This is a genomic window from Streptomyces sp. NBC_00390, from assembly GCF_036057275.1.
Taxonomy (GTDB): Bacteria; Actinomycetota; Actinomycetes; order Streptomycetales; family Streptomycetaceae; genus Streptomyces.
Window position 1 is genome coordinate 6,229,920 of sequence record NZ_CP107945.1, and the last position, 25,340, is coordinate 6,255,259.

General features: G+C 71.1%; 24 protein-coding genes and 1 riboswitch. Of the genes, 9 read left to right on the plus strand and 15 right to left on the minus strand.

The features are described 5' to 3' along the window. Window positions 1-59 precede the first annotated feature (59 nt). The gene (locus OHS70_RS27505) at window positions 60-1,058 is read left to right on the plus strand and encodes a 2-hydroxyacid dehydrogenase (RefSeq protein WP_328401608.1); all 999 of its coding nucleotides are present in this window, start codon (window positions 60-62) and stop codon (window positions 1,056-1,058) included. A gap of 17 nt (window positions 1,059-1,075) precedes the next feature. Here OHS70_RS27505 and OHS70_RS27510 read toward each other — a convergent pair whose 3' ends face one another. Next, window positions 1,076-2,950, minus strand: a complete 1,875-nt coding sequence (locus OHS70_RS27510) for an anthranilate synthase family protein (RefSeq protein ID WP_328401610.1) — start codon at window positions 2,948-2,950, stop codon at window positions 1,076-1,078. Window positions 2,951-3,287: 337 nt separating this feature from the next. Here OHS70_RS27510 and OHS70_RS27515 point away from each other — a divergent pair, with 337 nt between their 5' ends. Next, window positions 3,288-4,607: a class II 3-deoxy-7-phosphoheptulonate synthase gene (locus tag OHS70_RS27515; RefSeq protein WP_443062763.1), complete on the plus strand. Its 1,320-nt coding sequence runs from the start codon at window positions 3,288-3,290 to the stop codon at window positions 4,605-4,607. A 169-nt stretch (window positions 4,608-4,776) separates the two neighbouring features. Then, window positions 4,777-5,037 carry a (2Fe-2S)-binding protein gene (locus OHS70_RS27520; protein ID WP_328401612.1) on the plus strand — a complete coding sequence of 87 codons (261 nt, stop codon included), beginning with the start codon at window positions 4,777-4,779 and terminating at the stop codon, window positions 5,035-5,037. Window positions 5,038-5,070: 33 nt separating this feature from the next. Here the strand turns inward: OHS70_RS27520 and bfr are convergent, their stop codons facing one another. Then, window positions 5,071-5,550 carry a bacterioferritin gene (gene bfr / locus OHS70_RS27525; RefSeq protein WP_328401614.1) on the minus strand — a complete coding sequence of 160 codons (480 nt, stop codon included), beginning with the start codon at window positions 5,548-5,550 and terminating at the stop codon, window positions 5,071-5,073. A gap of 154 nt (window positions 5,551-5,704) precedes the next feature. Here bfr and OHS70_RS27530 point away from each other — a divergent pair, with 154 nt between their 5' ends. Then, window positions 5,705-6,337, plus strand: coding sequence for a sulfite oxidase-like oxidoreductase (locus tag OHS70_RS27530; RefSeq protein ID WP_328401616.1), 633 nt, complete (start codon window positions 5,705-5,707; stop codon window positions 6,335-6,337). Between the two features lie 42 nt (window positions 6,338-6,379). On the opposite strand, the gene OHS70_RS27535 is transcribed toward OHS70_RS27530, so the two are convergent. The 6 genes from OHS70_RS27535 to thiO all read right to left on the minus strand — a co-directional run bounded on the left by OHS70_RS27535 (window position 6,380) and on the right by thiO (window position 12,058). Next, window positions 6,380-6,883 carry a DUF4396 domain-containing protein gene (locus tag OHS70_RS27535; protein WP_328401618.1) on the minus strand — a complete coding sequence of 168 codons (504 nt, stop codon included), beginning with the start codon at window positions 6,881-6,883 and terminating at the stop codon, window positions 6,380-6,382. Window positions 6,884-6,968: 85 nt separating this feature from the next. Continuing rightward, entirely contained in the window at window positions 6,969-7,817 is an 849-nt protein-coding gene (locus OHS70_RS27540) for a deoxyribonuclease IV (protein WP_328401620.1), read from the minus strand. A 4-nt stretch (window positions 7,818-7,821) separates the two neighbouring features. Further along, on the minus strand, window positions 7,822-9,750 hold the full coding sequence (gene pknB, locus OHS70_RS27545; RefSeq protein WP_328401622.1) for a Stk1 family PASTA domain-containing Ser/Thr kinase: 1,929 nt from the start codon (window positions 9,748-9,750) through the stop codon (window positions 7,822-7,824). A gap of 139 nt (window positions 9,751-9,889) precedes the next feature. Beyond that, entirely contained in the window at window positions 9,890-10,684 is a 795-nt protein-coding gene (locus OHS70_RS27550) for a thiazole synthase (protein WP_328401624.1), read from the minus strand. A 4-nt stretch (window positions 10,685-10,688) separates the two neighbouring features. Further along, complete coding sequence (gene thiS / locus OHS70_RS27555; protein ID WP_328401626.1) at window positions 10,689-10,904, minus strand: sulfur carrier protein ThiS; 216 nt, start codon at window positions 10,902-10,904, stop codon at window positions 10,689-10,691. Then, the gene (gene thiO / locus OHS70_RS27560; RefSeq protein WP_328401628.1) at window positions 10,901-12,058 is read right to left on the minus strand and encodes a glycine oxidase ThiO; all 1,158 of its coding nucleotides are present in this window, start codon (window positions 12,056-12,058) and stop codon (window positions 10,901-10,903) included. Before thiO ends, thiS begins: the two co-directional genes overlap by 4 nt. After that, window positions 12,056-12,168: riboswitch (TPP riboswitch) on the minus strand. It overlaps the preceding gene by 3 nt. A gap of 311 nt (window positions 12,169-12,479) precedes the next feature. On the opposite strand from thiO, the gene OHS70_RS27565 reads away from it, so the two are divergent. The 5 genes from OHS70_RS27565 (at window position 12,480) to OHS70_RS27585 (ending at window position 16,788) form a co-directional block, all read left to right on the plus strand. Beyond that, window positions 12,480-13,655, plus strand: coding sequence for an NAD(P)/FAD-dependent oxidoreductase (locus tag OHS70_RS27565; RefSeq protein WP_328405942.1), 1,176 nt, complete (start codon window positions 12,480-12,482; stop codon window positions 13,653-13,655). Window positions 13,656-13,698: 43 nt separating this feature from the next. Next, window positions 13,699-14,064, plus strand: a complete 366-nt coding sequence (locus OHS70_RS27570) for an Rv2175c family DNA-binding protein (protein ID WP_328401630.1) — start codon at window positions 13,699-13,701, stop codon at window positions 14,062-14,064. Between the two features lie 74 nt (window positions 14,065-14,138). Further along, the gene (thiE, locus tag OHS70_RS27575; RefSeq protein ID WP_328401632.1) at window positions 14,139-14,789 is read left to right on the plus strand and encodes a thiamine phosphate synthase; all 651 of its coding nucleotides are present in this window, start codon (window positions 14,139-14,141) and stop codon (window positions 14,787-14,789) included. A 166-nt stretch (window positions 14,790-14,955) separates the two neighbouring features. Then, on the plus strand, window positions 14,956-15,873 hold the full coding sequence (gene metF / locus OHS70_RS27580) for a methylenetetrahydrofolate reductase [NAD(P)H] (protein ID WP_328401634.1): 918 nt from the start codon (window positions 14,956-14,958) through the stop codon (window positions 15,871-15,873). A gap of 51 nt (window positions 15,874-15,924) precedes the next feature. After that, window positions 15,925-16,788 carry a hypothetical protein gene (locus OHS70_RS27585; RefSeq protein ID WP_328401636.1) on the plus strand — a complete coding sequence of 288 codons (864 nt, stop codon included), beginning with the start codon at window positions 15,925-15,927 and terminating at the stop codon, window positions 16,786-16,788. A 67-nt stretch (window positions 16,789-16,855) separates the two neighbouring features. Here the strand turns inward: OHS70_RS27585 and OHS70_RS27590 are convergent, their stop codons facing one another. The 7 genes from OHS70_RS27590 to OHS70_RS27620 all read right to left on the minus strand — a co-directional run bounded on the left by OHS70_RS27590 (window position 16,856) and on the right by OHS70_RS27620 (window position 25,289). Beyond that, entirely contained in the window at window positions 16,856-18,352 is a 1,497-nt protein-coding gene (locus OHS70_RS27590; RefSeq protein WP_328401638.1) for a phytoene desaturase family protein, read from the minus strand. Between the two features lie 109 nt (window positions 18,353-18,461). Beyond that, entirely contained in the window at window positions 18,462-19,082 is a 621-nt protein-coding gene (locus tag OHS70_RS27595) for a DUF4126 domain-containing protein (RefSeq protein ID WP_328401640.1), read from the minus strand. Window positions 19,083-19,506: 424 nt separating this feature from the next. Further along, on the minus strand, window positions 19,507-20,118 hold the full coding sequence (locus tag OHS70_RS27600; protein WP_328401642.1) for a TetR/AcrR family transcriptional regulator: 612 nt from the start codon (window positions 20,116-20,118) through the stop codon (window positions 19,507-19,509). 29 nt (window positions 20,119-20,147) lie between these two features. After that, a complete protein-coding gene (locus OHS70_RS27605) occupies window positions 20,148-22,235 on the minus strand; it encodes a YhgE/Pip domain-containing protein (RefSeq protein ID WP_328401644.1) in 2,088 nt (695 codons plus the stop codon). After that, complete coding sequence (locus OHS70_RS39155) at window positions 22,207-23,310, minus strand: ATP-binding cassette domain-containing protein (RefSeq protein WP_443062667.1); 1,104 nt, start codon at window positions 23,308-23,310, stop codon at window positions 22,207-22,209. The genes OHS70_RS27605 and OHS70_RS39155 overlap by 29 nt, the downstream gene beginning before the upstream one ends. A gap of 83 nt (window positions 23,311-23,393) precedes the next feature. Further along, window positions 23,394-24,401: an MASE1 domain-containing protein gene (locus OHS70_RS27615; protein WP_328401646.1), complete on the minus strand. Its 1,008-nt coding sequence runs from the start codon at window positions 24,399-24,401 to the stop codon at window positions 23,394-23,396. Window positions 24,402-24,455: 54 nt separating this feature from the next. Beyond that, on the minus strand, window positions 24,456-25,289 hold the full coding sequence (locus tag OHS70_RS27620; protein WP_328401648.1) for a PP2C family protein-serine/threonine phosphatase: 834 nt from the start codon (window positions 25,287-25,289) through the stop codon (window positions 24,456-24,458). Window positions 25,290-25,340: the final 51 nt, after the last annotated feature.

The following is a 25,340-nucleotide window of genomic DNA, read 5'->3' on the forward strand; positions in this document are numbered from 1 at the left end:
GCGACAGTCCGGAGCCGTTCGCGACATCCGGCCCATGGCATCGTACTCCGGGAGAAACCATGGAAATCCTAGCCTTCGGTGTCCAGGCCGACGAGCAGCCTCTCCTCGAAAAGGCGTTCAAGGGGCACCACGGGATCCACTGTCTGGACGTCTTCCTCACCGAGGACACGGCCCCCATCGCCGCCGGCCACGAATCGATCTCCACGAGCGTGAACTGCCGGCTGAGCGCCCAGGTGCTGCAGACCCTCGCCGTCGGCGGGACGACGATGATCGCCCAGCGCTCCACCGGCTTCAACAACATCGATCTCGACGTCGCCGAGCGGCTCGGCCTCACCGTCGCCCGGGTCTCGTCCTACTCGCCCCACTCGGTCGCGGAATTCGCCTGGGCCCTCGCGCTCGCCGTCAACCGGCGCATCGTCCGGGCCGCGGGCCGCACCCGCGACTTCGACTTCCGGCTGAACGGCCTGATGGGCCGCGACCTGCACGGCCGCACCGCCGGGGTGCTCGGCACCGGCCGGATCGGCGAGGCCTTCACCCGGATCGCCCACGGCTTCGGCATGCGACTGCTGGGCTGGGACATCACCGAGAACCCCGCCTGCGTCGGGCTCGGCATGAAGTACGTCGAGAAGCAGGAGCTGTTCGCCGCCGCCGATCTGATCAGCCTGCATGTGCCGCTGCTGCCCGGGACCCGGCGTCTGATCGGCGCCGAGGCGCTGCGTGCGATGAAGGACGACGCGATCCTGGTGAACTCCAGTCGCGGCGGCCTGATCGACACCGACGCCCTCGTCGCCGAACTGCGCAAGGGCCGCTTCACGGGCGTCGGACTCGATGTGTACGAGGCGGAGGCCGGACTGTTCTTCCTCGACAAGTCCCTGGAGGCCGTCACGGACGACACGCTCGCCCGCCTGATGACGTTCCCGAACGTCCTGGTGACCTCGCACCAGGCGTACTACACGAAGGACGCGGTCGGCCAGATCGTCGCGACGACGGTCCGCAACATCGAGGACCACATGGCCGGACGGCGCAGCGAGAACGTGTTGGTCCCCGCTGCGCCGTAGGCGTTCGGGCCGGCCCGTTACCGCTGCCCCAGGGGAACCCCCGCGAGCAGTTCGGCCACGATGCCCGCGCCGTCCAGCGTCAGCACCGACTCGGGGTGGAACTGCACCGAGGCGAACGCCTCTCCGCGCAGCCCGTGGACATCGCCCGTCACCCCGTCCCGGCTGACCTCCACCGCGTGCCGCGCCAGCAGCCGCGCCGCCGCCGTCTCGTCGCAGCGCGCCGTGAAGCTGTTGTAGAAGCCGACCGTCTCCTCGCGGCCGAAGAACTCGATCCGCTCCTGCGCACCCTGGTACGGCGCGTCCTTGCGGACGATGTCCAGGCCCAGTTCCGCCGCGATCAGCTCATGGCCGAGGCACACCCCCAGCAGCCCGCTGCCGTGCTCGCGCAGCAACTCGGCGGTGAGCGTCCTGAGGAGGCGCATCTTCGGGTCGTCCGCGTCGGCCGGATCACCGGGGCCGGGGCCGAGCACCACCGGCCCGTCGTGCGCGCGCACGCGCTCCTGCAGGCCCGGCTCGTCGTAGCGCAGCACGGTCACCTCCAGGCCGGTCGAACGCAGCAGATGCGCCAGCATCGCGGTGAACGTGTCCTCGCCGTCGACGACCAGGGCGCGCCTGCCGGTCGGCGCGGACCGGTCCTGCATCCGCAGCCAGAACGGCGCGAGATCGGCGCGCCGGGCGTCGAGTGCCTCCCGTACCCGAGGATCTTCGGCAAGGCGCGGCACGGCCTGCTGCTCGTCCCCGCGGCCGGGCCGCACCCCCAGAGCGGCCAGTACGCCGGCCGCCTTGGCGTGCGTCTCGGCGACCTCGCCCGCCGGGTCGGAGTGCCGCACCAGTGTCGCGCCGACCGGCACCCGCAGCCCGCCCGCGGCGTCGATGTCGGCGGTACGGATCAGGATGGGGGAGTCGAGGGTCTGCGAACCGCCCGCGTCCGTGCCGATCAGCGCCAGCGCGCCCGCGTAGTAGCCGCGGCCGCCCACCTCATGGCGCTCGATGACCCGGCAGGCGTTCTGTACCGGGGATCCGGTCACCGTGGCGGCGAACATGGTCTCCCGCAGCACCTCCCGCACATCCAGCGACGTACGGCCCCGCAACTCGTACTCGGTGTGCGCCAGATGGGCCATCTCCTTGAGCCGCGGCCCGATCACGACGCCGCCCATGTCGCCCACGGTGCACATCATCTTCAGCTCCTCGTCGACGACCATGGAGAGCTCCTCGCGCTCCTTGCGGTCGGCGAGGAAGCCGAGCAGCGCCTCGGGGGTCGGACCCTCGGGCGGATAGCGGAACGTACCGCTGATGGGGTTCATCACGACCGTGCCGCCGCTCATCCGCACATGGACCTCGGGGCTCGCGCCGACGAGCGTCCTCGTGCCCGTGTGCACGACGAAGGTCCAGTACGCGCCCCGCTCGCCCGCCAGCAGCCGCCGGAACAGCGCCAGCGCGTCGGCCCGGCCGAAGCCGGGGATCTGTCCGGTGAAGGTGCGGCGGATGACGAAGTTCGCGCCCTCGCCCTGGCCGATCTCGTCCTCCACGACCCGGCGGACGATGCCGGCGTACTCCTCGTCGCCGACGTCGAAGCTTCCGTCCTCCACCTGTACGGCATGCTTCGGCAGGACCTCGAGGGCCTCGGCGAGCGGCAGTTCTTGGCACTCGTCGGCGACCAGCACCGACAGCGGCGTGCCGTCGTCGCGTACGTCGAAGCCGCGTTCCGCGATCTGGCGGAACGGGACCAGGGCGAGCGAGGGACGGTCGGTGACCGGGATGTCGGCGAGGCGCTCGGCCGTATGGACCCGGCCGATCAGTACCTCGACGGTGTCGTGGTCACGGCCCGGTGTGCGGCGGCGCAGCAGGGCGAAGGGCGGGCAGTCGTCGTCGAGGAGTCTGCTGATGGGCATCGGATGGTTCCTTCCGAGTGGGAGGAACGGCCGCCGCTTTCCGGATCACGGTCCGGGAAACACTGAAGGCCGCCCCTCGGGCGGCCTTCGCGATCGGTGTGCGCGCGATCAGGAGGTGGGCCGCCGGAATGCGGTCCACCACCAGCTCTGGGTCTGCAGCGCGAACATGACGCGGATCTTAGCGCATGACCCGGCGTGCCCTGCAGCCGTACGGGACGCCGTGGTGAGACGGTTCCGACCGGTCTGTCTCACCAGGCGGGCGCCGACGGTCCCGGTCCGCGGGACCACGTACTGTTGAGTGGTGACCGTGAACGCTGATTCCCAAGCCGTCGCCGCCATGGCGACCTGGCGAGACCTGCCCGCGGCGCAGCAGCCCGAGTACCCCGATGCCGAGGCTCTGCGCGATGTGATCGCGGACCTCGCGAGCTATCCCCCGCTCGTCTTCGCGGGCGAATGCGACCAGCTGCGCGCCCGTATGGGAGCCGTCGCCCGTGGTGAGGCGTTCCTGCTGCAGGGCGGCGACTGCGCCGAATCCTTCGACGCCGTCGGCGCGGAGCACGTCCGCGCGAAGCTCAAGACCCTGCTCCAGATGGGTGCGGTGCTGACGTACGCCGCGTCCGTGCCGGTCGTGAAGGTCGGCCGGATCGCCGGCCAGTACTCCAAGCCGCGCTCCAAGCCGACCGAGACCCGCGACGGCGTCACGCTCCCGACCTACCGGGGCGACTCCGTCAACGGCTTCGACTTCACCGAAGAGGCCCGCTTCCCGGACCCCGAGCGCCTCAAGCGGATGTACAACGCCTCCGCCTCGACGCTCAACCTGGTGCGCGCCTTCACCACCGGTGGTTACGCCGACCTGCGCCAGGTGCACGCCTGGAACCAGGACTTCGTGAAGTCGTCCCCGTCCGGCCAGCGCTACGAGCAGCTCGCCCGCGAGATCGACAACGCGCTGAACTTCATGAAGGCCTGTGGCACCGACCCGGCGGAGTTCCGCACGGTCGAGTTCTACGCCTCCCACGAGGCGCTGCTGCTGGACTACGAGTCGGCGCTGACCCGCGTGGACTCGCGCACGGGGCAACTCTACGACGTCTCGGGCCACATGGTCTGGATCGGCGAGCGCACCCGTCAGCTGGACGGCGCGCACATCGAGTTCGCGTCGAAGATCCGCAACCCGATCGGCATCAAGCTCGGCCCCACCACCACGGTCGACGACGCGCTGCAGTACATCGACCGCCTGGACCCGGACCGCGAGCCGGGCCGGCTGACCTTCATCGTCCGCATGGGCGCCGACAAGGTCCGGGACAAGCTCCCGGAGCTGGTCGAGAAGGTCACCGCCTCCGGTGCGACCGTCGCCTGGGTGACCGACCCGATGCACGGCAACACCTTCGAGGCGGCCTCCGGCCACAAGACCCGCCGCTTCGACGACGTGCTCGACGAGGTCAAGGGGTTCTTCGAGGTCCACAAGGCGCTGGGCACCCACCCGGGCGGCATCCATGTCGAGCTCACCGGTGACGACGTCACCGAGTGCGTGGGCGGCGGCGACGAGATCTTCGTCGACGATCTGCACCAGCGCTACGAGACGGCCTGTGACCCCCGGCTGAACCGCAGCCAGTCGCTGGACCTGGCCTTCCTGGTCGCGGAGATGTACCGCGACCAGTAGTGAGGGATCAACAACGCTGGGGCGTGGATCGATGTGATCCACGCCCCAGCGGCATATTCAGGGCTTTTGACTTCCGCGAGCGGCGGGTAAGGTTAGGTTAGCCTCACCGATTAGTCGGGACGGCGCCCCATCGATTCCGCACCGTCGATCCGCTTCATCCCGCCGGGAGGTGAACCGCGTGTACGTCTGCTCGTGCTTCGGCATCACGGAGAAGCAGGTCAAGGAGCACGCGGCGGCCGGCGCCTGCACCCCCCGCCAGATCGCGTCCGTCTCGAAGGCCGGCACCGACTGCGGATCGTGCGTACGCAGGATCCAGGGGATCCTCGGCCGGGGCGCCTGCCCCCGCCGTGAACTGCTCGACCAGGGCAACGGCGCCGTCGTCCTGACCGCCGACCCCGAGTCCGGCCGTGAACTCGGCGAAGCCGCCTGAGGCCTGATCCGCCCGACGGCCGCCCGGCAGCTTCTAGCTCTCCGGCTGCTCGATCAGCTGGGCGATGTACAGCGCCTCACCGAGCTTCTCCACCAGCTCGAGCTGGGTGTCGAGATAGTCGATGTGGTGCTCCTCGTCCGCGAGGATCGACTCGAAGATGTTCGCCGATGTGATGTCGCCCTTGGTGCGCATGACCTCGATGCCCCGCTTGAGGCGGTCGATCGCCTCCACCTCGACCTGCCGGTCGGCCTGGAACATCTCGGTGACCGTCTGCCCGATGCGCACATGGAACAACCGCTGGTAATTCGGCAGGCCCTCGAGAAAGAGGATGCGGTCGGTCAGGACCTCCGCATGCTTCATCTCGTCGAAGGACTCGGCCCGGGTGTACTTGGCGAGCTTCGTCCAGCCGAAGTTCTCCTGCATCTTCGCGTGCAGGAAATACTGGTTGATCGCGGTCAATTCGGCAGTCAGCTGCTCATTGAGGAACTCGATGACCTCGGGATCGCCCTGCATCGCAGAGGCTCCTTCCGCGCGTGTGACTGGGCAGGTGGGCGCATCCTCGCACCGTGATCGGGGGCAGTCCAGTAAGTGCCTCCTTACTACGAGTTGCCCGAATCGGCCCAGACCTGGTCATGACCACCCCTGCTGGTCTGTCACCATTGATGGCATGGGTCAGCCGGAAAGCCGGGAATACCGCGCATCAGAGGAGTCCGGGCTTCCGCCGGGACAGCGACTGCAGCGAGGCTGGCCGGTCACCCACTACGGCCCCGTACCCAAGTTCAAGCCGGACCGCTGGGAGTTCAGGGTCTTCGGCGCCACCGCCGACGGTGACAAGCGCTGCTGGAATCACGAGGAATTCTCGGCACTGCCCTTTTCCACCGTCGTCGCCGATCTGCACTGCGTCACGAAATTCAGCATGCTGGGAGCCGAATGGGGCGGTGTGCCCGCCCGGACGATCGTCGAACTCGCCCCGCCGGCCCCGGCCGTCACCCATGTCATGGTGTGGGCCGAGTACGGCTTCAGCGCCAATCTCCGGCTTTCCGACTTCCTCGCCGAGCGCACGATGTTCGCCACCCACAAGGACGGTGAGCTGCTCACTGCGGAGCACGGCTTTCCGCTGCGGCTCGTGGTCCCGCATCTGTACGCCTGGAAGGGACCCAAATGGGTCCGGGGCGTGGAGTACATGACCGCCGACCGCCGCGGCTTCTGGGAGGAGCGCGGCTATCACAACATCGGCGACCCGTGGCGCGAGCAGCGCTACTCGTACCAGGAGGAGCCGGGGGAGGGTCCCGAGCTGTAAGGGCGGATCCCTCGTCCGTCGGGGCGGATCGTGGCCCCGGCGTCAGCGGTGGTACCGGTGGACCACGGCGTGGCCTTTGCCGCGGCCGATCAGCCACTTGTTGACGGGTGTGGTGATCAGGAAGGCGGCGAAGAAGGCCAGGGCCAGGGTGCTCCAGAACAGTCCGTCCGAGAGGTGGGCGTCCATCGCGCCGGGGACGAGCAGCAGGACGCCGTTGTCGACGGTCTCCATCACGATGATCGAGAGGGTGTCGGCGGCGAGTGCGACGCCGATGGCGGCCTTCAGGCCCAGTCCCGCGCGTGTGACCGCCCAGAGGGTCAGGGTGTAGCCGAAGAGGAACGCCAGTGCGATCGCGAGGATCATCGTCGGGGCGTTGCCCCAGCCCAGCGCCGTACCGATGACCATGCCGAGCACCTCGCCGATGGCGCATCCGGTGAGGCAGTGCAGGGTGGCCCGGGCGGCCGCAGGCCAGCTGACGGGTCCGGGGCGGTGGTGCTCGTGGGGCGCGTGCTGCGCGGTGTGCCCGGTGTGCGTGTCGTGCTCCATGGCTGTGCCCCCATCGTCAGGTAGCGGTTCCTGCCGACAGTAGGAACGATATACCCCCCAGGGGTATTCCCTCAGAGGGGCGGAATCAGCGAAGCTTCTTCAACCGTGCCACGTCGGCCGCGTGCCCTTCCTTGCCACCGGGGGTCTCGATGATCAGCGGCACCCCCTCCGTCGCCGGGTGGGACATGAGCGCGCGGAACGGCTCCTCGCCGATGTGACCCGCGCCGATGTTCGCGTGACGGTCCTTGTGCGCCCCCGCCACGTCCTTCGAGTCATTGGCGTGGATCAGCTTCAGCCGTCCCTCGCCGACCGTGTCCACCAGCTGGTCCAGCATCCGGGTCATCCCGTCCGGCCCGGTCAGATCGTGACCGGCCGCGAAGACATGACAGGTGTCCAGACAGACGCCCAGCTTGGGATGGTGGTCAAGGGCATCGAAGTACGGACCGAAGTCCGAGGCCTTCGAGCAGAGCGAGAAGCCCTGGCCCGCCGTCGACTCCAGCAGCAGAAACGGATCGTCGTCGTGCGTCAGCTCGTCCAGCAGCGGCAGCATCCGCTCCCGGACCTGCGCCAGCGCCACCTCGCGGGAGCGGCCTCCGGTCGCCGAGCCCGTGTGGACCACGACGCCCCGCGCCCCGATCTGGCGCCCCCTGCGCAGCGAGTGCCGCAGCGACTCCACCGACCTTTCGGCCGTGGCCTCGGTGTGCGAGCCGAAGTTGATCAGATACGGGGCATGGACCCACGCGGACATGCAGTCGGCGGCGCACTCGGCGCGGAACAGCTCGTCCTGCGCGGGGTTGCCTGCGGGCGTCGCCCACCCCCGCGGATTGGCGACGAAGACCTGGACGGTCTCCGCCTCCAGCTCCCGGGCGTAGGCGAGCCCGGTCCTCGCCAGACCGCCGGCCACGGGGACATGGCCGCCGACGGGGTTGCGCATCCGGCTACAGTCCCTTGGTCTTGATCGTGATCGTGCTGCCCTCGGGAGCCTCGTCGCCGCCCGCCACGGACTGGCTCGCGACCTCGTCGCCGAGGAACGGGAAGTTCTTCTCGACCTCCACCTCGAAGCCTGCCGATTCCAGGGCGCTGGTGGCGTCGTCCACGTTGTCGCCGACGACATCGGGGACCTCGATCATCCGCGGGCCCTTGGAGACGGTCAGCGTGACGGTGTCACCGCGCGCGAGCCGGCTGCCCTCGCCCGCCGACTGCCGCGCGACCGTGCCCGCGTCCTCGGGCGAGTGGATCTGCTCGGCGGCGACCTTGACCTTCAGCCCGGCGTCCTCCAGCGTGCTGGTTGCGTCCTGGACGGACTCCCCGGTCACGTCCGGGACGTCGATCGGGGTGCCCTTGCTGACCACCAGTGAGACCGCGGTGTCGGGGCTGCGGCCGCTGCCCGCGCCCGGCTCCGTGCTGATCACGGCGCCCTGCGGGACCCCGTCGTCGAACCGCTTGGTGATCACGCCCGGCGCGAGTCCGACCTTGCGCAGCTCGCGCTGCGCCTGGGCGAGCGGCTTGCCCTTCAGCTCGGGGACCTTCACGATCTCCGGGCCGCGCGAGACGATGATCGTCACCGAGCCGTTGCCGCGGATGCGCTCGTTCGTGCCGGGCTCGGACCTGATGACCGTGCCGCGTGCCGCCGTCTCGCTGAAGTCGCGGCGGACCTGCTTCACCTCGAGTCCGGCCTTCTTCAGCGCCTGCCTGGCGTCCTGCTCGGTCTTGCCGATCAGTGCCGGGACGCGGGTGAACTGTCCTGAGTTGATGTACCAGACACCCGTGCCGATCCCGAGGGCCAGCAGTACCGCGACCACCGCCGCGATCACACCCCGCCGGGGGACGGCAGGGCGGGCCGGCCGTGGCGGTGCGGACGGCGGCGCCGACGGCATGGCCAGCCGGGCGGTGTGACTGGCCCCCGGCTCCTCGTGCGGCACCACCCGCGGGATCACATCCGTACGGTCCTCGGAGGGCGCCGCCGCCAGGACGCCGCCCTCGCCGGCGAGCGCCTGCGGCGACACCGCGTCCAGCTGCTCCTCGCTGAGTGCCGCCCGCGCCCCCCGTACCTGGGCCAGCAGCGCCACCGCGTCGTACGGGCGCACATCGGGGTTGCGGGCCGTGGCGCTCGACACCAGCTCGTCGAGCTCGACGGCGAGGCCGGGAAAGCGTGCGGAGGGCGCCGGGACGTCCTCGTTCAGGTGCTGGAAGAGCACCTGGGCCGGTGTGTCACCGGTGTGCGGCTTCGTGCCGGTCAGCATCTCGTAGAGGACGACGCCGCAGGCGTACACGTCCGCGCGGGTGTCGGCGGTGCCGTGCTCGATCTGCTCGGGAGCGAGATAGGAGACCGTGCCGAGCACCGTGCCGGAGGTGTTGGTCACCGAGCCGACCGCCCGTACGAGGCCGAAGTCCGCGACCTTCACCCGGCCGTCGTCCCCTATCAGCACGTTCTCCGGCTTCATGTCCCGGTGCACGAACCCGGCCCGGTGCGCGGCGCCGAGCGCCGCGAGCACGGGCTCCAGGATGTCGAGCGCGGCGCGCGGCTGGAGCGCCCCGCGCTCGCGCACCACGTCGCGCAGCGTGCACCCGGCCACGTACTCCATCGCCAGATAGACGTACGCGCCCTCGGCTCCCTGGTCGAAGACCGCCACCACATTGGGGTGGGCCAGCCGCGCCACGGACTTGGCCTCTCGGATGAAGCGCTCCACGAAGGAGGCGTCGGTGGCGAGGTCGGGGTGCATCACCTTGAGGGCGAGCACCCGGTCGAGACGGGTGTCGACGGCCCGGTAGACCGTGGCCATGCCGCCGACGGCGATGCGCTCATCGACTCGGTAGCGGCCGTCGAGCACCTGCCCGACGAGGGGGTCCTGAAGGGTCGTATCCACGCCGTCGAGTCTACGATCCGTGACGGACAGGGGTTTACGGGTCTGGCAGGACCGCAGCGGTACTGAAGCCGAGCTGTGACAGCGTGCAGCGGTCCCGGGCCCCGCTCCCGGGTCCGCCCGGGAGCGGAGCCGTCCCGCCTCAGAACGCCGGCCGCTCCGGATCCAGTGCCGCACGCCCCTCGTGGGGCGAGGACGCCTCGGCGAAGTGGCGCCGCGGGATCCGGCCGGCCCGGTACGCCAGGCGCCCGGCCTCCACGGCGTGCCGCATCGCCTCCGCCATCAGCACCGGTTCCTGCGCCCGCGTGACCGCCGACGCCAGCATCACCGCCGCGCATCCCAGCTCCATCGCCAGCGCCGCGTCCGAAGCGGTGCCCGCCCCCGCGTCCAGCACCACCGGTACCCGCGCCTGCTCGACGATCAGCTCGAAGTTGTGCGGATTGCGGATGCCGAGGCCGGACCCGATCGGTGAGCCCAGCGGCATGACCGCCGCACAGCCCACGTCCTCCAGCTTCCGCGCGAGCACCGGATCGTCGTTCGTGTACGGCAGCACCGTGAACCCGTCGTCGACCAGGACCTCCGCCGCGTCCAGCAGCTCGACCGGGTCGGGGAGCAGCGTGCGCTCGTCCGCGACGACCTCGAGCTTGATCCAGTCGGTGCCGAGGGCCTCGCGGGCGAGGCGGGCCGTGAGCACCGCCTCGCCGGCCGTGAAACAGCCCGCCGTGTTCGGCAGCACCTGGATGCCCAGCCGGGTCAGGACGGACAGCACCGAGCCCTGGACGGTCGGGTCGAGACGGCGCATGGCAACGGTGGTCAGTTCGGTGCCGCTCGCGACCAGGGAACGTTCGAGCACATCGAGGCTGGGCGCTCCGCCCGTGCCCATGATCAGGCGGGAGGTGAAGGTGGTTCCGCCGATGGTGAGACGGTCGTCGGCCATGGCGTCAGCCCCCCTGCACGGCGGTGAGGACCTCGACGCGGTCTCCGTCGCCGAGCCGGGTGCCCGCCCACCGGCTGCGCGGCACGACGGTCTCGTTGACGGCGGCGGCGACCCCGGACGGGGCGGCCGTGAGCGCGGCGACGAGCGCGTCCAAAGTGGTGCCGGCGGCGCACTCGCGGGCCTCGCCGTTGACGGACACCTTCAGTACGGAGACGTTCATGCGGGCTGCTCCTGGGGGACGGGGGAGAAGCGGCGGGGCGTGAAGGGGCGGGCCTCGTGCGGCAGTTCGCCGTCCGTCAGCGCGGCGGACAGCGCATCGCCGGTGACCGGCGTGAGCAGCACCCCGTTGCGGTGGTGGCCGGTGGCCAGCAGCAGACCGGGCAGAGCGGTCGGGCCGAGCAGCGGGGCGTTGTCGGGGGACCCCGGCCGCAGCCCGGCGAGCGTCTCGGTGAGGGGCAGCTCGGTGATCCCGGGCACGAGCTCGTGGGCGTCGCGCAGGAGCTCGTACACCCCGCCCGCGGTGACGGTCGTGTCCCAGCCGAGCTCCTCGCTGGTCGCGCCGACGACCAGCTCGCCGTCCTCGCGCGGCACGAGATAGACGTGGCTGCCGCGCACCACCGCCCGCACGGTGCGCGACAGGAACGGCGCGTACGCGCGCGGTACGGTCAGCCGCAGCACCTGGCCCTTCACCGGCCGCACCGGGGGCAGCACATCGTCCGGTACGCCCGCCAGCCGGCCGCTCAGGCTGCCGCCCGCCAGCACCACCTGGTCCGCGCCGAGCTCCGACCCGTCGGCGAGCGTCGCGCCCACCGCCCGGTCGCCGACCACCACGAGGCGTTCGGCCCACGTACGGCGCAGTTCGACGCCGGCCCGCTCACAGGCCTTGAGCAGAGCCGCCGCCAGCCGCCGCGGATCGACCTGGTGGTCACCGTCCACCCGAAGGCCGCCGCGCACACCGGGTGCGAGCATCGGCTCGAGGCGGCGGCACTCGCGGCCCGTCAGCCACTGCGAATCGAGGCCCGACCGGCGCTGCAGGGCGTGCAGTTCGCGCAGATGCGCGCGGTCGTCGGAGTCGAGGGCGACGGCGAGTGTGCCGCAGGCGCGGTAGCCGACCCGCTCGCCGGCGGCGTCCTCGATTTCGGCGACGAACGCGGGGTAGCGGCGCGCGGATTCGAGGTTGAGGGCGAGCAGGGTCTGCTCGCCGTAGTGGAGTTCGGTGACGGCGGCGAGCATGCCGGCCGCGACCTGTGCGGCGCCGCGGCCGGGCTGCGGATCGGCGACGGTCACACGCAGTCCGCGCTGCGCCGCCCGCCAGGCCGTGACCAGACCGATGATTCCGCCCCCGATGACAAGGACGTCTGGTGAACGAGACATGGGCGTCCAGCCCCTCCCTTCGCCGGCATGACCCGGATCAGGTTCGTACGGTCGGAGGCCGGCCAGCCTCCCTCTCAGCCCGGTCCGTCCGGGCTCCCGCGAGTGCTTTACGGTGGCCACCTTAGCCCCACGTCCCGAAGCGAAGTAAGGGAGCCGAAGCCCTGCCGAGGCCGTCCGCGGACTCCTGCCGGCAGCCTTGGCGGACCGGTCCTCGGACCGTGCCCGAACCCGGACCAGGGGTCACGTACCACGAGGAAGAGGGCCGGATCCGGGCCCTTCCGGAAGGGCGGCTGGACGAGCGCCGTCCAGCAGGTCCTGAAGCAAGAACCCTCCTGACGAACCGTCAGGTACGTAAGGTTGTCGGGTGAGCGAGCAGCAGACAGCACAGGGCGTACGGCGAGTGGTGGTCGTCGGCGCGGGCATGGCCGGCGTGCAGACCGCGGTGGCCCTGCGCGAGGCGGGCTTCACCGGCCCCGTCACCCTCATCGGTGCCGAACCCCACCAGCCGTACGACAGGCCCCCGCTCTCCAAGGCGGTCCTGCTCGGCAAGGCCGAGGGCTCGGCCTTCGACGTCGACTTCGAGGCGCTCGAGGTCGAGCTGAGGCTGGGTGTGGAGGTGACCGGCGTGCGCCCCGCGGCGCATGAACTGGACACGGCCGCCGGGCCCGTTCCGTACGACGTCCTGGTGCTGGCGACGGGCGCGGAGCCCATCACCCTCCCCGGCACCGAGGGGGTGCCCGGGGTGCATCTGCTGCGCACCCTCGACGACGCGGCGCGGCTGCGCCCGGTCCTGGCGGAGCAGCACCGGATCGTGGTCGTGGGCGCGGGCTGGATCGGTGCCGAGTTCGCGACGGCCGCCCGCGAGGCAGGCTGCGCGGTCACCGTTCTCGAGGCCGCCGACCGGCCGCTGGCCGGTGCGCTTCCCGCGCAGGTGGCCGCCCCGATGGCCGAGTGGTACGCCGATTACGGCGTCGAACTGGTCACCGGCGCTCGCGTGGCCGCGATCGAGGAGGGCTCCGTCGCCCTGGCCGACGGGCGCCACATCCCGGCCGGCGCGGTCGTCGTCGGCGTCGGTGCCCGGCCCGCCACCGGCATCCTCGCCGGTTCGGGAATCACTCTCGGCGCGGACGGCGCAGTCGAGGCCGACCGGTATCTGCGCACATCCGTGCCCGACGTGTACGCCGTCGGGGACTGCGCCTCCTTCCCCTCCGGGCGCTACGGCGAACGGCTGCTGGTGCACCACTGGGACAACGCGCTCCAGGGTCCGCGTACCGTCGCCGCCAATGTCATGGCCGACGCCCGCGGCGCGGAGCCGGAGGTCTACGACCCGGTGCCGTACTTCTGGTCCGAGCAGTTCGGGCGCTTCGTGCAGTACGCCGGTCATCACGCCGCGGCCGACGCCTTGCTGTGGCGTGGCGACCGGACCCAGGACACCTGGTCGGTGCTGTGGCTGCGCGACGGTGCGCTGGTCGCCCTGCTGGCCGTCGGCAGGGCCCGCGACCTGGCGCAGGGCCGCAAGCTCATCCAGTCCGGCGCGCGCCTCGACGCGGGGCGGGCGGCGGACCCGTCCGTCCCTCTGAAGGCGGCTGTCGGATAGCTTCCGGCTACCGACTGTCAGTCCCGGATGGCAGGCTTGTCCTGTGACCGAGATTGACGCAAAGATCGATGCCCTCGTCCCCGCCTGGCTTCACCTGCCGGACATCGCGGAAATGCTCGATGTCGAGGTGACGCGCGTGCGGCAGCTGGTCAAGGAGGGCCAGCTGATCGCCGTGCGCCGCGGTGAGAACCGGACGCTTCAGGTGCCGGCCGCCTTCATCGACGGCACGAAGGTCGTCAAGGGCCTCTCCGGGACCTTGACGCTCCTGCGGGACGACGGCTTCTCCGACGAAGAAATGCTGGAGTGGCTCTTCACTCCGGACCCGACCCTGCCGGGCACCCCCGCGCAGGCGCTCGGCGAGAATCGCGGCACGGAGGTGAAGCGCCGGGCCCAGGCGCTCGCCGTCTGATCCGATCCGCCGACCGTGGTGTACGGGCCGGCCGGTCCGGCCCGTACACCACTCACCCATGGGGGGAACCGCTCATGTCCACCGCACGCGCTCTGCTGTCCGACGCCCGGCTGTATCTGTGCACGGACGCGCGCAAGCGCCAGGGGGATCTGCCCGCGTTCCTGGACGCGGTGCTGGCGGCCGGGGTGGACATCGTGCAGCTGCGCGACAAGGGCATGGAGGCGGGTGAGGAGCTGGAGCACCTCCAGGTCTTCGCCGACGCCTGCCGCCGGCACAGCAAGCTGCTGGCGGTCAACGACCGGGCCGACGTCGCGCATGCCATCGGGTCGGACGTGCTCCACCTCGGGCAGGGCGATCTGCCCGTCCCGGCCGCACGGGCCGTCCTCGGCGACGAGGTGATCATCGGCCGCTCCACCCACGCCGAGTCCGAGGTGGCCGCCGCTGCGGCCGAGCCCGGCGTGGACTACTTCTGCACCGGCCCGTGCTGGCCCACCCCCACCAAGCCCGGCCGGCACGCCCCCGGCCTCGACCTGGTGCGGTACGCGGCCGGGATCGGGAGTGACCGTCCCTGGTTCGCCATCGGCGGGATCGACGCCGGCAACCTCGACCAGGTGCTGGATGCCGGTGCACGCAGGATCGTCGTCGTACGGGCGATCACCGAGGCCGGTGATCCGGGCTCCGCGACGGCGGACCTTGCCAAGCGGATCAGGGAGCGGAGCGCGTGAAGGGGCGCGTAACGCAGGACGCGTGACGTCAAGGGACGCGTAATGGGAGTCGCCGCACGCCCCCTGGTGTCCGCAAAGTGTCCGATGGGTGGACAGGAGCCCGACAAAAGCGGCATATTTCCCTGATCCTGTTGGGGGACCGGCGGACCGTGGCTAACCTGCCGGTATGGCCCTCGGCACAGCTTCGACCAGGACGGATCACGCACTGACGGTGCGTGAACTGCTCGCGACCGGCAAGACCTCCTACTCGTTCGAATTCTGGGCGCCCAAAACGGAAAAGGGCGAGCGGAACCTGTGGAACGCGCTGCGCAGGGTCGAGGCGGTGGCCCCGAACTTCGTCTCCGTGACCTACGGTGCCGGCGGCTCCACCAGGGCGGGCACGGTCAAGGCGACCGAGCGGATCGCCGCGGACACCACACTGACCCCGGTCGCCCATCTCACGGCGGTGAATCACTCCATCGCCGAACTGCGGAACATGATCGGTCAGTATGCGGACGCGGGGATCCGCAACATCCTCGCCGTCCGGGGAGACCCGCCGGGTGATCCGATGGGCGAGTGGGTCAAGCACCCCGCCGGTGTCGAGTACGCCGCGGACCTGGTCCGGCTGATCAAGGAGTCCGGGGACTTCTGCGTCGGCGTCGCCGCCTTCCCTGAGATGCATCCGCGCTCCACCGACTGGGAAGAGGACATCCGGCACTTCGTGGACAAGTGCCGTGCCGGTGCCGACTATGCGATCACCCAGATGTTCTTCCAGGCCGAGGACTATCTGAGCCTGCGCGACCGGGTCGCCGCCGCGGGCTGCGAGACCCCGATCATCCCCGAGATCATGCCGCTCACCAGCGTCAGGCAGCTGGAGCGGTTCGCCGAGCTCAGCAATGCCTCGTTCCCGCCCGGACTGAAAGAGAGGATCCTCTCCGTCAAGGACGATCCGGCCGCTGTACGCTCCATTGGCATCGAGTTCGCGACGGAGTTCTGCGCAAGGCTGCTCAGCGAGGGTGTCCCCGGACTGCACTTCATCACCCTCAACAACTCCACGGCGACGCTCGAAATCTACGAGAATCTCGGACTGCACGAGCAGTCGTGACCGGTCGTACCCGCCCCGCACCGGGGCGGCGGCCGCTGGAGAGGGGCGGGCATGGGCTGGACGGTCCTCTACATCGCGTTCGGCATCGTCGCGCTGTGGCTGCTCGGTGAGGTACTGCTGCAGTACAAGGCGAGGCTGCGCTACCGCCTGCTCGCCTTCGCCGGGTTCCTCGGCGTGGTCCTCGGTGTCCTGATGCCGTCGGTGCTGGTGATCGCGCTGGGCGCGATCGCCTTCGCGATAGGCCAGACCTACGTGACGCTCTCCTTCCGCCGCGGTTTCTCGACCGGCTGGGCGCTGGGCGGCGGTCCGGGCGTCAGCAGGCGCCGCAAGATGGCCGCGCCGCGGGACGCAGCGGCCATGCGCGAACCGACGCTGGAGGTGTCCGACCTCACGTACGAGCCGGACGACGAGGCGATGGAGCGGACGGACCCGGGGGAGCAGGGCGAGCCCGAGGTCTATCAGACGCGGCCGATGCCCGAGGACACGGGCGAGTACGGCATCTACACGGCCGATGCGTACACGGCCGAGCGTGAGCGCAGCGAGAGCGGGAACTACGCCCAGTACGGCGAGGGGTACGCGGCGTACGACGCCTACGGGGACTACGGGCAGCAGCAGCCGGCCCCCGAGGGCCAGTACGACTACGCGCAGCAGCAGTACGCCGCGTACGCGGATCCGTACGCGGCCGGAGGCCAGCAGCAGTACAACGCCTACGGAACGTACGACGGTTACGGCGGCCAGCAGCAGTACACGCAGCCGGCCGACCCGTACGCGCAGCAGCAGTACTACGAGACCCCGCCCGGGGGTGTCTGGGTGCCGCAGCAGCGCGAGGGCGAGCAGTACGTCCCGCCGATGCCGCAGGACCAGCCGGCCCAGTACGACTACGACGCCTACAACGAGCAGCAGTACCGCTTCTGAAGCCGGCGGGCCCCCGCCCGGGCGCGTCACGGGCCGGGCGTGAGCCGGACGCCGCCACGCCCCGCTGTCACTGGGAGCCGCGGAAAGCCGCTCCCTCCACGATCAGGCCCGCGACCAGGGCGCCCGACATACCCGCGTGGGGCAGACCGCCGCCCGGGTGCGACCAGCCGCCCGCGAAGTACAGGCCGGGCGTCGCGGAGCTGTTGGACGCGGGCAGGAAGGCGCCGCGCGCGCCCGCCAGGGCCGGGGCCGGGACCTCACGGACCCCGGTGTCACGGCCGGTGTCGGCCGGGGTGCGCACCTCGCGCCACAGGATCCGGTCGCGCAGGTCGGGCACCGCCGCTTGGGCCGCTTCCACCATCCGGTCCGCGAACGCGTCGGCAGCCGCCGCCCAGGAGTCCTCGCCCCCCAGCTCACCGGGCACGGTGGCGGTCAGCGTGACCGTCTCGTGGGCGTCGTCGGGGCGCAGCAGCGGATCGTCGGGGCGCAGCACGGTCACCGTGGGCCGTCGGGCCGGCCGGCCGGCGGCGAGCGCGTCCCACTCGGCCGCCGAGTCCGGTGCATGCACCACGGTGCGGTGCACCGCCTCTGCCGGCCGGGCGCCCCGCAGGGCCAGCAGTACGGTGACCCGGCCCGTCCGCACGGCCGACTGCCACGCGGGCCACTCGTCCTGGCGCACCCACGGCACCACGTGGTCGCGGAAGAGCGCGGGCACCGGTGCTCCGGCGACCACCAGGTCCGCCTCCACCGGGCCGTCGTGCTCCAGCCCCAGGCCGACCGCGCGGCCGTCCTTCTCCAGCACCTCCGTGACGGCGGCACCGAAGACGAACTCCACCTTCCGGGCCACACACCGCTCGTACACCGCGTCCGCGAGCGCCCGGATGCCGCCCTTCACGTACCAGCTGCCGAAGGTCTGCTCCATGTACGGCAGCACGGCGGCGGAGGCGGGTGCCGAGCGAGGATCGAGACCGTACGCGAGGGCATGGCTGTCCAGGAGAGCCGCCAGACGGGGATCGCGCAGCTCCCGGCTGCCGACCTCGCCGAGCGTGCGGGCGGTGCGCCGCATCAGGCCCTGGCGCAGCGCGGGGTAGGGATCCTGGGCGACGCGTGCCCGGTCGGCGGGCAGCGGCTCCTCCAGCAGCGGGCGGCGCGAACGCTCCCAGGCGTCCCGGGCGCGGCCCAGGAACTCGCCCCATCGCTCGCCCATGCCCGCACCCAGCGCGGTGTCCAGGGCGGAGACGATCCCGGCCCGCGAGACGTTCGGCAGAGTTGCGTCCGTGCCGTCGGCGAACAGGTGCCGGCTCGCGGGGTCGACCTGGACGAGCTCGACGCACTGCTCGAGCGGCTCCTTGCCGGTCTTGACGAACAAGTCCCGCCATACGGCGGGCAGATGGAGCAGACCCGGCCCGGTGTCGAAGCGGAACCCGTCCCGTTCGAAGCGGCCCACCGCGCCGCCGTGGGTCGCCGACCGCTCGTACACCGTCACCCGGTGGCCTGCCACGGCCAGCCGGGCAGCAGCCGCCATCGCGCCCATCCCGGCGCCGATCACCGCAATCCGTGCCATGTCCGCGACCCTAGTACTCCGCCTGTGGCGCACCGGGCCGGGGGCGTCGGTGACCGCTGTCCGGTGTCGCTGTCCGTGACGGCTGCGACGGGGCGACCGCCACCGGCGCTCATTGCGGAGGCCGGTGGACAACTCCCGTGCGCACGAGCCGCTTCTCCTCGCGGCGCTGGGCCCTGCGCCGCAGAAAGCGCCGGATCCGGCCGGCCAGGAAGACCACTGTCACGATGCCCAGGGCGAGCAGCGTGGCCGCGATGACCGCCGCGGCGACAGGATGGAACATCGCGAAGGTGATGATCCCGGCGACGCCCAGGTCCTCCGCCGTGCTCACGGCGATATTGCTGAACGGCTCGGGCGAGGTGTTGACAGCCATCCGGGTGCCGGCCTTGACGAGATGGCTCATCAGCGCCGTCGAACCGCCGACCGCACCCGCCGCGAGCTCCGGCAGCGACCCGCTCTCGCCCGCCAGCAGCGCGGCCACCACCGCACCGGCCACCGGCCGGATCACCGTGTGGACGGCATCCCATATCGAGTCCACGTACGGGATCTTGTCCGCCACCGCCTCGCACAGGAACAGCACACCCGCGGCGACCAGGACATCGGTGCGCTGCAGTGACTCGGGCACCTCGTCGGTCAGTCCGGTCGCGCCGAAGACGCCGAGCAGCAGGACCACGGCGTAGGCGTTGATCCCGCTGGCCCAGCCGCTGGTGAAGACGAGAGGGAGTACGGACACGGACGCGATCGTAACCACCCGCCGCCGCGGGCGGGTGGGCATGAGTACGGACGGCTGAGTATCCGTACCTAGCTGGGGAGATGAGTACCGGGGCGGATGGGTTCGGGCCTGCGCAGACGGAAGAGTGGGGACCACGGAAGGGGCGCGGCGCCGGCACCGACGACACGGGGCGGCGGAACGGCGCGGCTCCCCTGCCGGAACGGGGTGCACGACGAAGAGCCCATGACCGCGGGGGAACAGCGGGGACCGGGCTCTTCGGACCACGGGGGACGAGGGGGAACAGGGAGGGAACGGGGACAGGGGAACGGGGACACGGGGGAATGCGCCGGTCCGGCGAGGCTCGGGGGGATCGAGCCGTCACCGGACCGGCGCATTCATGTCTCCGGGCCGCGGGCGCAGCCGCACCGGCGGGGCCCGCGGCGGCTCAGTCCCGGCGGCCGCTCACCCGCCCGTGCAGCAGCAGGGACAGCGCCCCGTGCACATCGTCCAGCGAGCGCTCCCGCTGGAACGCCTGCCAGTCCAGCGCCGCCACCAGCACCATCCCGACCAGTGCCGCGGCAGTGAGCGGAATGTCGATCTCCGGGCTCAGCTCGCCGCGTTCGACCCCCTCCCGCAGCACCGTCTCGACGACGGCCACCGCCTCCTGCCGCACGACCAGCAGCGTCGACTGCCAGGCCCGGTTCGTCCGCCACAGCTCGGCGACGTACAGCTGGGTGAAGGCCGGATAGCGGTCGATGAAGACCAGACCGGCCCTGATCATCGCGTCCAGCGCCTCGACCTTGGAGCCGCCGCGCTCCTGTGTCTCGTCGGCGGCCTGCTGCAGCGAGGCGGTCAGCAGCCCGACGCCGTAGCGCAGCAGCTCCTCGAAGAGCTCGGTCTTGCTCTTGAAGTTGTAGTAGACCGTGCCCTTGGCCACCCCGGCGCGCTCGGCGATCTCGTCCACCGTCGTGGCGGAGAAGCCCTGTTCGGCGATGAGTGTGACCGCTGCCTCGTAGAGCTTGGCGCGGGTGGCCCGGCGTCTGGTGCTGGTGTCCATGAGATCGATTCTCACAGGTTTCAGCGCGGTCACAGGCTCAGCTCCGGATGCAGCCGGTCCAGCGTCCACACCTGCTTGCGCCGGGCGGAGACGGCGGTCAGCGCGAGCGCTCCCGCGGTGAAGGCGGCCAGCACGGCGCACGCCTGCCACACCGGTCCGAGCCCGCCGCCCGTGATCAGCCTGCGCAGCGCCTCCACGACGTACGTCATCGGCAGGAAGGGATGGATCCAGTTGAAGAACGCCGGGCTGGTCTGCACCGGATACGTGCCGCCGGCCGAGGTCAGCTGGAGCATCAGCGCCGCGAGGACCAGGATCCGGCCCGCGGCCCCGAAACGGGCGTTCAGCCACTGGATGATCGCCGCGAAGCAGCAGGCGACCAGCCCCAGGAACGCGACGGCCCCGGCGGCGTACGCGAGCTTCAGACCCATGCCCCAGTGCAGCACCGACATCAGGGCGGCGACCTGCAGCAGACCGATCACGGCCACCGGCAGCAGCCCGGCCAGGGCGATCCGCCAGGCGGAGGCACCGGCGGCGAGTGCGCGGCGGTTGAGCGGCTGGATGATCATGTACGCGACCATCGAGCCGACCCAGAGCGAGAGCGGGATGAAGTACGGAGCGAAACCGGTGCCGTAGTTGGGGGCCTTGTGCAGGGACTGGGCGGCCAGCTGGACCGGATCGGCCATCACCTCGGTGCGGCGGTCGCGTTCCTGCTTGTCGTAGTCGGGGATCTTGTCCACGCCGTCGTTCAGCCCGCCGGCCAGCTCGGTGGAACCGTCCTTGAGCCGGAACAGCCCGCCGTCCAAGTCACCCGCGCCCTTCTTGAGTTTGCCGACACCCGAGTCGAGGTCGGTGGACCCCGTCCTGGCACTGGTCAGTCCGGTGTGCAGATCGCCGGCGCCCTTGGCGACCTTGTGGGCGCCCGCGTTGAGCTTGTTGATGTCGCGGACGGTCGACTCCAGATCCTCGTTGAGGCGGGGAGCCCGTTCGGCGAGATCCCGCGCCTGCTTCTCCAGCTTCTGGAGATGCCCGTCCAGCTTCTTGAGATCGCCGCTGTTGTCCTTCACCAGCGCGTTGACGTCGTCCGCGATCCCGGCGACATCGGAGGCCGTGTCCCTCGCCCGCTTGAGCGCGGGGCAGAACGCAGGGTCGGGGAGCAACTCCTGCTCGCAGCGCGTCCCGTAGAGCTCGCCGAGCTCGTCGGCCGACGCATGGGCGGCGGCCGCCGTGCCCGGTGCGGCCTTGACCAGCTCGTCGAGGTTGCGGCGGACCGCCTGGGAGGTGTCGGCGACCAGAAGGGCCGAGTCCCCGATCAGCCTGCCGTTGTCCTTGAGGTACGGGCGGATGCCGTTGGCGTACGTGTTGACCTTGTCGGCGAGCTCCTGAGTGCCGTCGGCGACCTGCCGGGAGCCGGACTCGAGGCCGGCGGCGCCCTTGGTGAGCCGGGTCAACCCGCCGGCCAGCTTTCCGCTGCCGTCCTTGGCGTCCTTGAGCCCGTCGGCGAGGTCCTTCGAGCCCTGCTTGGCCTTGCCCACACCGTCCTTGAGCTTGTCGGCACCCTTGGCGGCCTTCTCGGTCGCCCCGTGGATGTCGGAGAAAGAGATGAAGATCCGGTCGAGGAACGAGCGGGACGCGTCGGTGGACGCGGCCGTGCGCACCTCGGTGAAGACGGTCCGCGAGATCTGTCCGACGATGTAGTTGTTGGCGTCGTTCGTACGGACCTTCAGCGCTCCGGTCTCCGGCGAGTCGCCGGAGCTGGAGGCGATACGGCGGCTGAAGTCCTTCGGCATGGTCAGCGAGAGGTAGTACGTGCCGTTCTCGACGCCCTTGCGGGCCTCCGCGTCACCCACCTCGTGCCACTCGAAGACGCCGCTCTCGCGAAGCTTCTTGGTGATCTCGTCACCGGCGGCGATCTTCTTGCCGTCGGCGGTGGCGCCCTTGTCCTCGTTGACGAGCGCGACAGGGATCTTGTCGAGCCGGCTGTAGGGGTCCCAGAAGGAGCACAGGTACAGGGCGCCGTAGAGCAGCGGCAGCAGCAGGACCGCGACGAGCGCGGCACCCGGCAGCTTTCCCCTGCCGAAGCGCCTCAGCTCAAGCGCGGCCAGTTTCGGCGAACGCATCGGCCGCCCCCTCCTCGTTCGTGTCCTTCGTACGGATGTCGGCGGCGGACCTGCCCGTGCCCTCGCTGCCGCTGTCCGGGCCGCTGCCGGACTCCGGCGGGGATGCGTCACCGGACCCTGTCCCGGTGCCGTTCTCGGTCCCGGTGCCGTTCTCGGGCTCGGTGTCGGCCTCGGGCTCGGTGTCGGGCCTGGACTCGACGGCGGCCTCGGACCGGGACCCGGCTTCGACCTCGGTGCAGGTCTCGGCCCCGGCCTCGGTGTCGGACTTCGTGCCGGCCTCGGACTCGGGCTGCGTGGGAGGCACCACGGCCTGCGCGCCGGTCCCGGAACCGGCCTCGGAACCGGCCTCGGCGTCCGCATCGGCGGCGGGGATGTCCTGTCCTGCCGTCGTGCGGACGACCGTCGTGCCCTCCGGGGCCTGGCTGCACACCGCGAGCACGGTCGTGCCGCCCTCGGCGACGCGGCGCAGAAGCGCCCACGCCTCGGCCCGGTCGGCGTCGGACAGCTTGAGGTCGGTGTCGTCGACGGCCAGCAGCCGCGGCCGGCCGATCAGGGCGAGCGCGACGGACAGCCGCAGCCCCTCGAGCCGCTCCAGATCGCGTACCGAGGTCCGCTCCTGCTTGGGCAGCGTGGCCAGGTCCAGCCCGGCGGCCTCCAGCGCCGCATCGATGCGGCCGCGGGCCTCGGCGGCCCGCTCGGCGCGCGGGCGCAACAGGGCGCGCAGCGAGCCGTCGTACCGCCGCTGCAGCAGGGCGCGTTCCCGCAGGTGTTCGGCGACGGTCAGCGCCGGGTCGAGCTCGCTGACCCCGGGAACCGGGCCGAGTGCGCTGATCCGGCGCACCGCGGCCATCTTGCGCGGCAGCGGCAGACCGCCCACCTCGGCCCGGCCCTCGGTCGGACGCATCCGCCCGGTGAGAGCGAGCAGCAGACAGGTCCGCCCCGAACCCGAGGGCCCCTCGATCGCCACGAGCGTGCCGGGTGCCGCATCGATGCTCACCGAGCGGAACGTCCATCCGCGCGGGCCCTTGAGTCCGAAGCCCTCGGCGGTGACGGCCGCCCCGTGCGGGCTGTCCACGTCCCCCACCCCACTTCCCCCTTTGAACTGACTGGTCAGTTCAAAAACTACCCCCGAACCCGGGTGTGAAGCAAAACCCGGGGTCAGCGCCCGCGTTCGGGCGGACGGGGCCGGGTTCCGCCCTCGGCGGGCGGGAAGTCGTTCCACCCCGCGCGGGGCTCGATGCGGGACACGATCTCGGACAGCCGTGCACAGACCCGTTCGATCTCGTCGTGGGTCTCGTTCCGCTCGGTGATGACCGCAGCCAGCAGCAGGGCGGTCAGCGCCGCCGCACCGTTGAAGGCCTGCAGAGTGACCATGTTCGAGAACAGGTCCCCACCCGCGAACGGTCCGGACCTCACGGCCGCCGCGTGGATCGCCAGCGTCGACACCACCAGCGCACACGGCGCGGCGCCGGCCAGCTGGAAGCGGAAAGCGGCCCAGATCAGGCAGGGGAAGACCAGGAAGAGCAGGGAACTGCTGCTCGTACTCGTCGCGAGAACCGTCGCGGAGGCCGTGGTCGCCAGCAGTGCCGCCGCCTCGATCCAGCGGGCGGGCCGGGCGGTCAGTGGCCACCGGGCCCTGCGCAGGAGGAGCAGGAACGGGGTGACCACGAGGACCCCCATGGCGTCGCCGGTCCACCACACCGACCAGGCCGGCCAGAATTCGCTCTGCTCCAGCGCCCCGGAGTACACGAGCACCGAAGTGCCCACCGTCGAGCTGACCAGCATCCCGGCCAGCGCTCCGAGGAAGATCAGCGCCAGTACGTCCCGCAGCCGGTCCAGTTCGTCACGGAACCCGGCCCGGCCCAGCATCAGGTACGCGCAGACGGGCGCCAGGGTGTTGCCGGCTGCGATGGCCAGCACGCCGACGGCCGAAGGGCCGATGGTCAGATTGACCAGGAACGCCCCGAGTGCGATGCCGGGCCAGACGCGCAGACCGAAGAAGAGCAGGCCGGCGAGTGCGACACCGGTCGGCGGCCACAGCGGCGTGACCTGCCCGCGCACGAGCTGCTGAAGCAGTCCCAGCCGGGCGGACCCGTAGTAGACGGCGGCAACGGCGAGGATGCGCAGGGCAGCAGAACCGTAACGGCCGATCTCCGCAGTGCGCACGTCAGCAGTTTGCGCCCTCGGCGGACCCACGGCGACTCAGGATGCGCAGAGCGGTCAGAGCGGCTCAGGCGGGCCGTCGTAGCGGACCACGAGCACGGCGGCGTCGTCACGGTGTCCCGTCATGTCGGCCACCTTGACCACCGCGTGGGCCAGCACGTCGGGGGCTGCGTCGAAGCCCGCGCGTACCAGCTGGGCCACCTCGGCCAGACCCGCCTCCATCGGATAGTCGGGTCCTTCCACGACCCCGTCGGTGACCAGGACCACGACCCCTGCCTCCAGCAGCCGTCGGTGCGTCACCGGATAGCGCACACCCGCCACGATGCCCAGAGGCGGACCTCCGCTGTCGAGGGCGACGCCGTAGCCACCGCCGGCAGTGGCCCAGACCATCGGGACATGGCCGGCCCGGGACACCGTGAGATCGCGGGTGACCGGGTCGAAGCGCATGAAGCAGCAGGTCGCGAAGAGGCCGCAACCCATCGAGATCAGCAGGTCGTTGGCGCCGCTGAGCACTTCTCGCGGATCGCTCGTCGCCTGGGCGAGGGCCCGCATGGTGGTGCGTACCTGCCCCATGAACGCGATGGCCTCCACGTCGTGGCCCTGCACATCGCCGATCGCGAGCGCCAGGGACCCGTCCTTCATCACGAAGGCGTCGTACCAGTCGCCGCCCACGTCGAGGCCGTCCCGTGAGGGCGTGTAGCGGGCCGCGATGTGCAGACCGGGCAGCTCCGGCAGCCCGGGCGGGAGCATGTGGCGCTGAAGGGCCATGGCCAGCTCGACGCGCGCCTGCTGGAGCTTGATCCGCTCCAGCGCCTGGTCGACGAGCTGCCCAAGGGTGACCAGGAGTTGCTGCGCACTGTCGGGCGGCGGGTCGCTGCGATGTCCGCGCATGCCGGCTCCCGGGTCCCGCCTGCTCCTGCATTTCACCTTAGCCGGTGCCGC

Bases quoted from the DNA above. Each gene is read 5' to 3' on its own strand.
- OHS70_RS27540 (WP_328401620.1), bottom strand. From the start codon at position 7,817: ATGCGCAACCCCGTCGGCGGCCATGTCCCCGTGGCCGGCGGTCTGGCG.
- thiE (WP_328401632.1), top strand. From the start codon at position 14,139: ATGTCCACCGCACGCGCTCTGCTGTCCGACGCCCGGCTGTATCTGTGC.
- OHS70_RS27600 (WP_328401642.1), bottom strand. From the start codon at position 20,118: ATGGACACCAGCACCAGACGCCGGGCCACCCGCGCCAAGCTCTACGAG.
- thiO (WP_328401628.1), bottom strand. From the start codon at position 12,058: ATGTCTCGTTCACCAGACGTCCTTGTCATCGGGGGCGGAATCATCGGT.
- OHS70_RS27535 (WP_328401618.1), bottom strand. From the start codon at position 6,883: ATGGAGCACGACACGCACACCGGGCACACCGCGCAGCACGCGCCCCAC.
- OHS70_RS27620 (WP_328401648.1), bottom strand. From the start codon at position 25,289: ATGCGCGGACATCGCAGCGACCCGCCGCCCGACAGTGCGCAGCAACTC.
- OHS70_RS27515 (WP_443062763.1), top strand. From the start codon at position 3,288: ATGGCGACCTGGCGAGACCTGCCCGCGGCGCAGCAGCCCGAGTACCCC.
- OHS70_RS27585 (WP_328401636.1), top strand. From the start codon at position 15,925: ATGGGCTGGACGGTCCTCTACATCGCGTTCGGCATCGTCGCGCTGTGG.
- thiS (WP_328401626.1), bottom strand. From the start codon at position 10,904: ATGAACGTCTCCGTACTGAAGGTGTCCGTCAACGGCGAGGCCCGCGAG.
- OHS70_RS27565 (WP_328405942.1), top strand. From the start codon at position 12,480: ATGGCCGGCGTGCAGACCGCGGTGGCCCTGCGCGAGGCGGGCTTCACC.
- OHS70_RS27505 (WP_328401608.1), top strand. From the start codon at position 60: ATGGAAATCCTAGCCTTCGGTGTCCAGGCCGACGAGCAGCCTCTCCTC.
- OHS70_RS27510 (WP_328401610.1), bottom strand. From the start codon at position 2,950: ATGCCCATCAGCAGACTCCTCGACGACGACTGCCCGCCCTTCGCCCTG.
- OHS70_RS27530 (WP_328401616.1), top strand. From the start codon at position 5,705: ATGGGTCAGCCGGAAAGCCGGGAATACCGCGCATCAGAGGAGTCCGGG.
- metF (WP_328401634.1), top strand. From the start codon at position 14,956: ATGGCCCTCGGCACAGCTTCGACCAGGACGGATCACGCACTGACGGTG.
- OHS70_RS27605 (WP_328401644.1), bottom strand. From the start codon at position 22,235: ATGCGTTCGCCGAAACTGGCCGCGCTTGAGCTGAGGCGCTTCGGCAGG.
- bfr (WP_328401614.1), bottom strand. From the start codon at position 5,550: ATGCAGGGCGATCCCGAGGTCATCGAGTTCCTCAATGAGCAGCTGACT.
- OHS70_RS27590 (WP_328401638.1), bottom strand. From the start codon at position 18,352: ATGGCACGGATTGCGGTGATCGGCGCCGGGATGGGCGCGATGGCGGCT.
- OHS70_RS27550 (WP_328401624.1), bottom strand. From the start codon at position 10,684: ATGGCCGACGACCGTCTCACCATCGGCGGAACCACCTTCACCTCCCGC.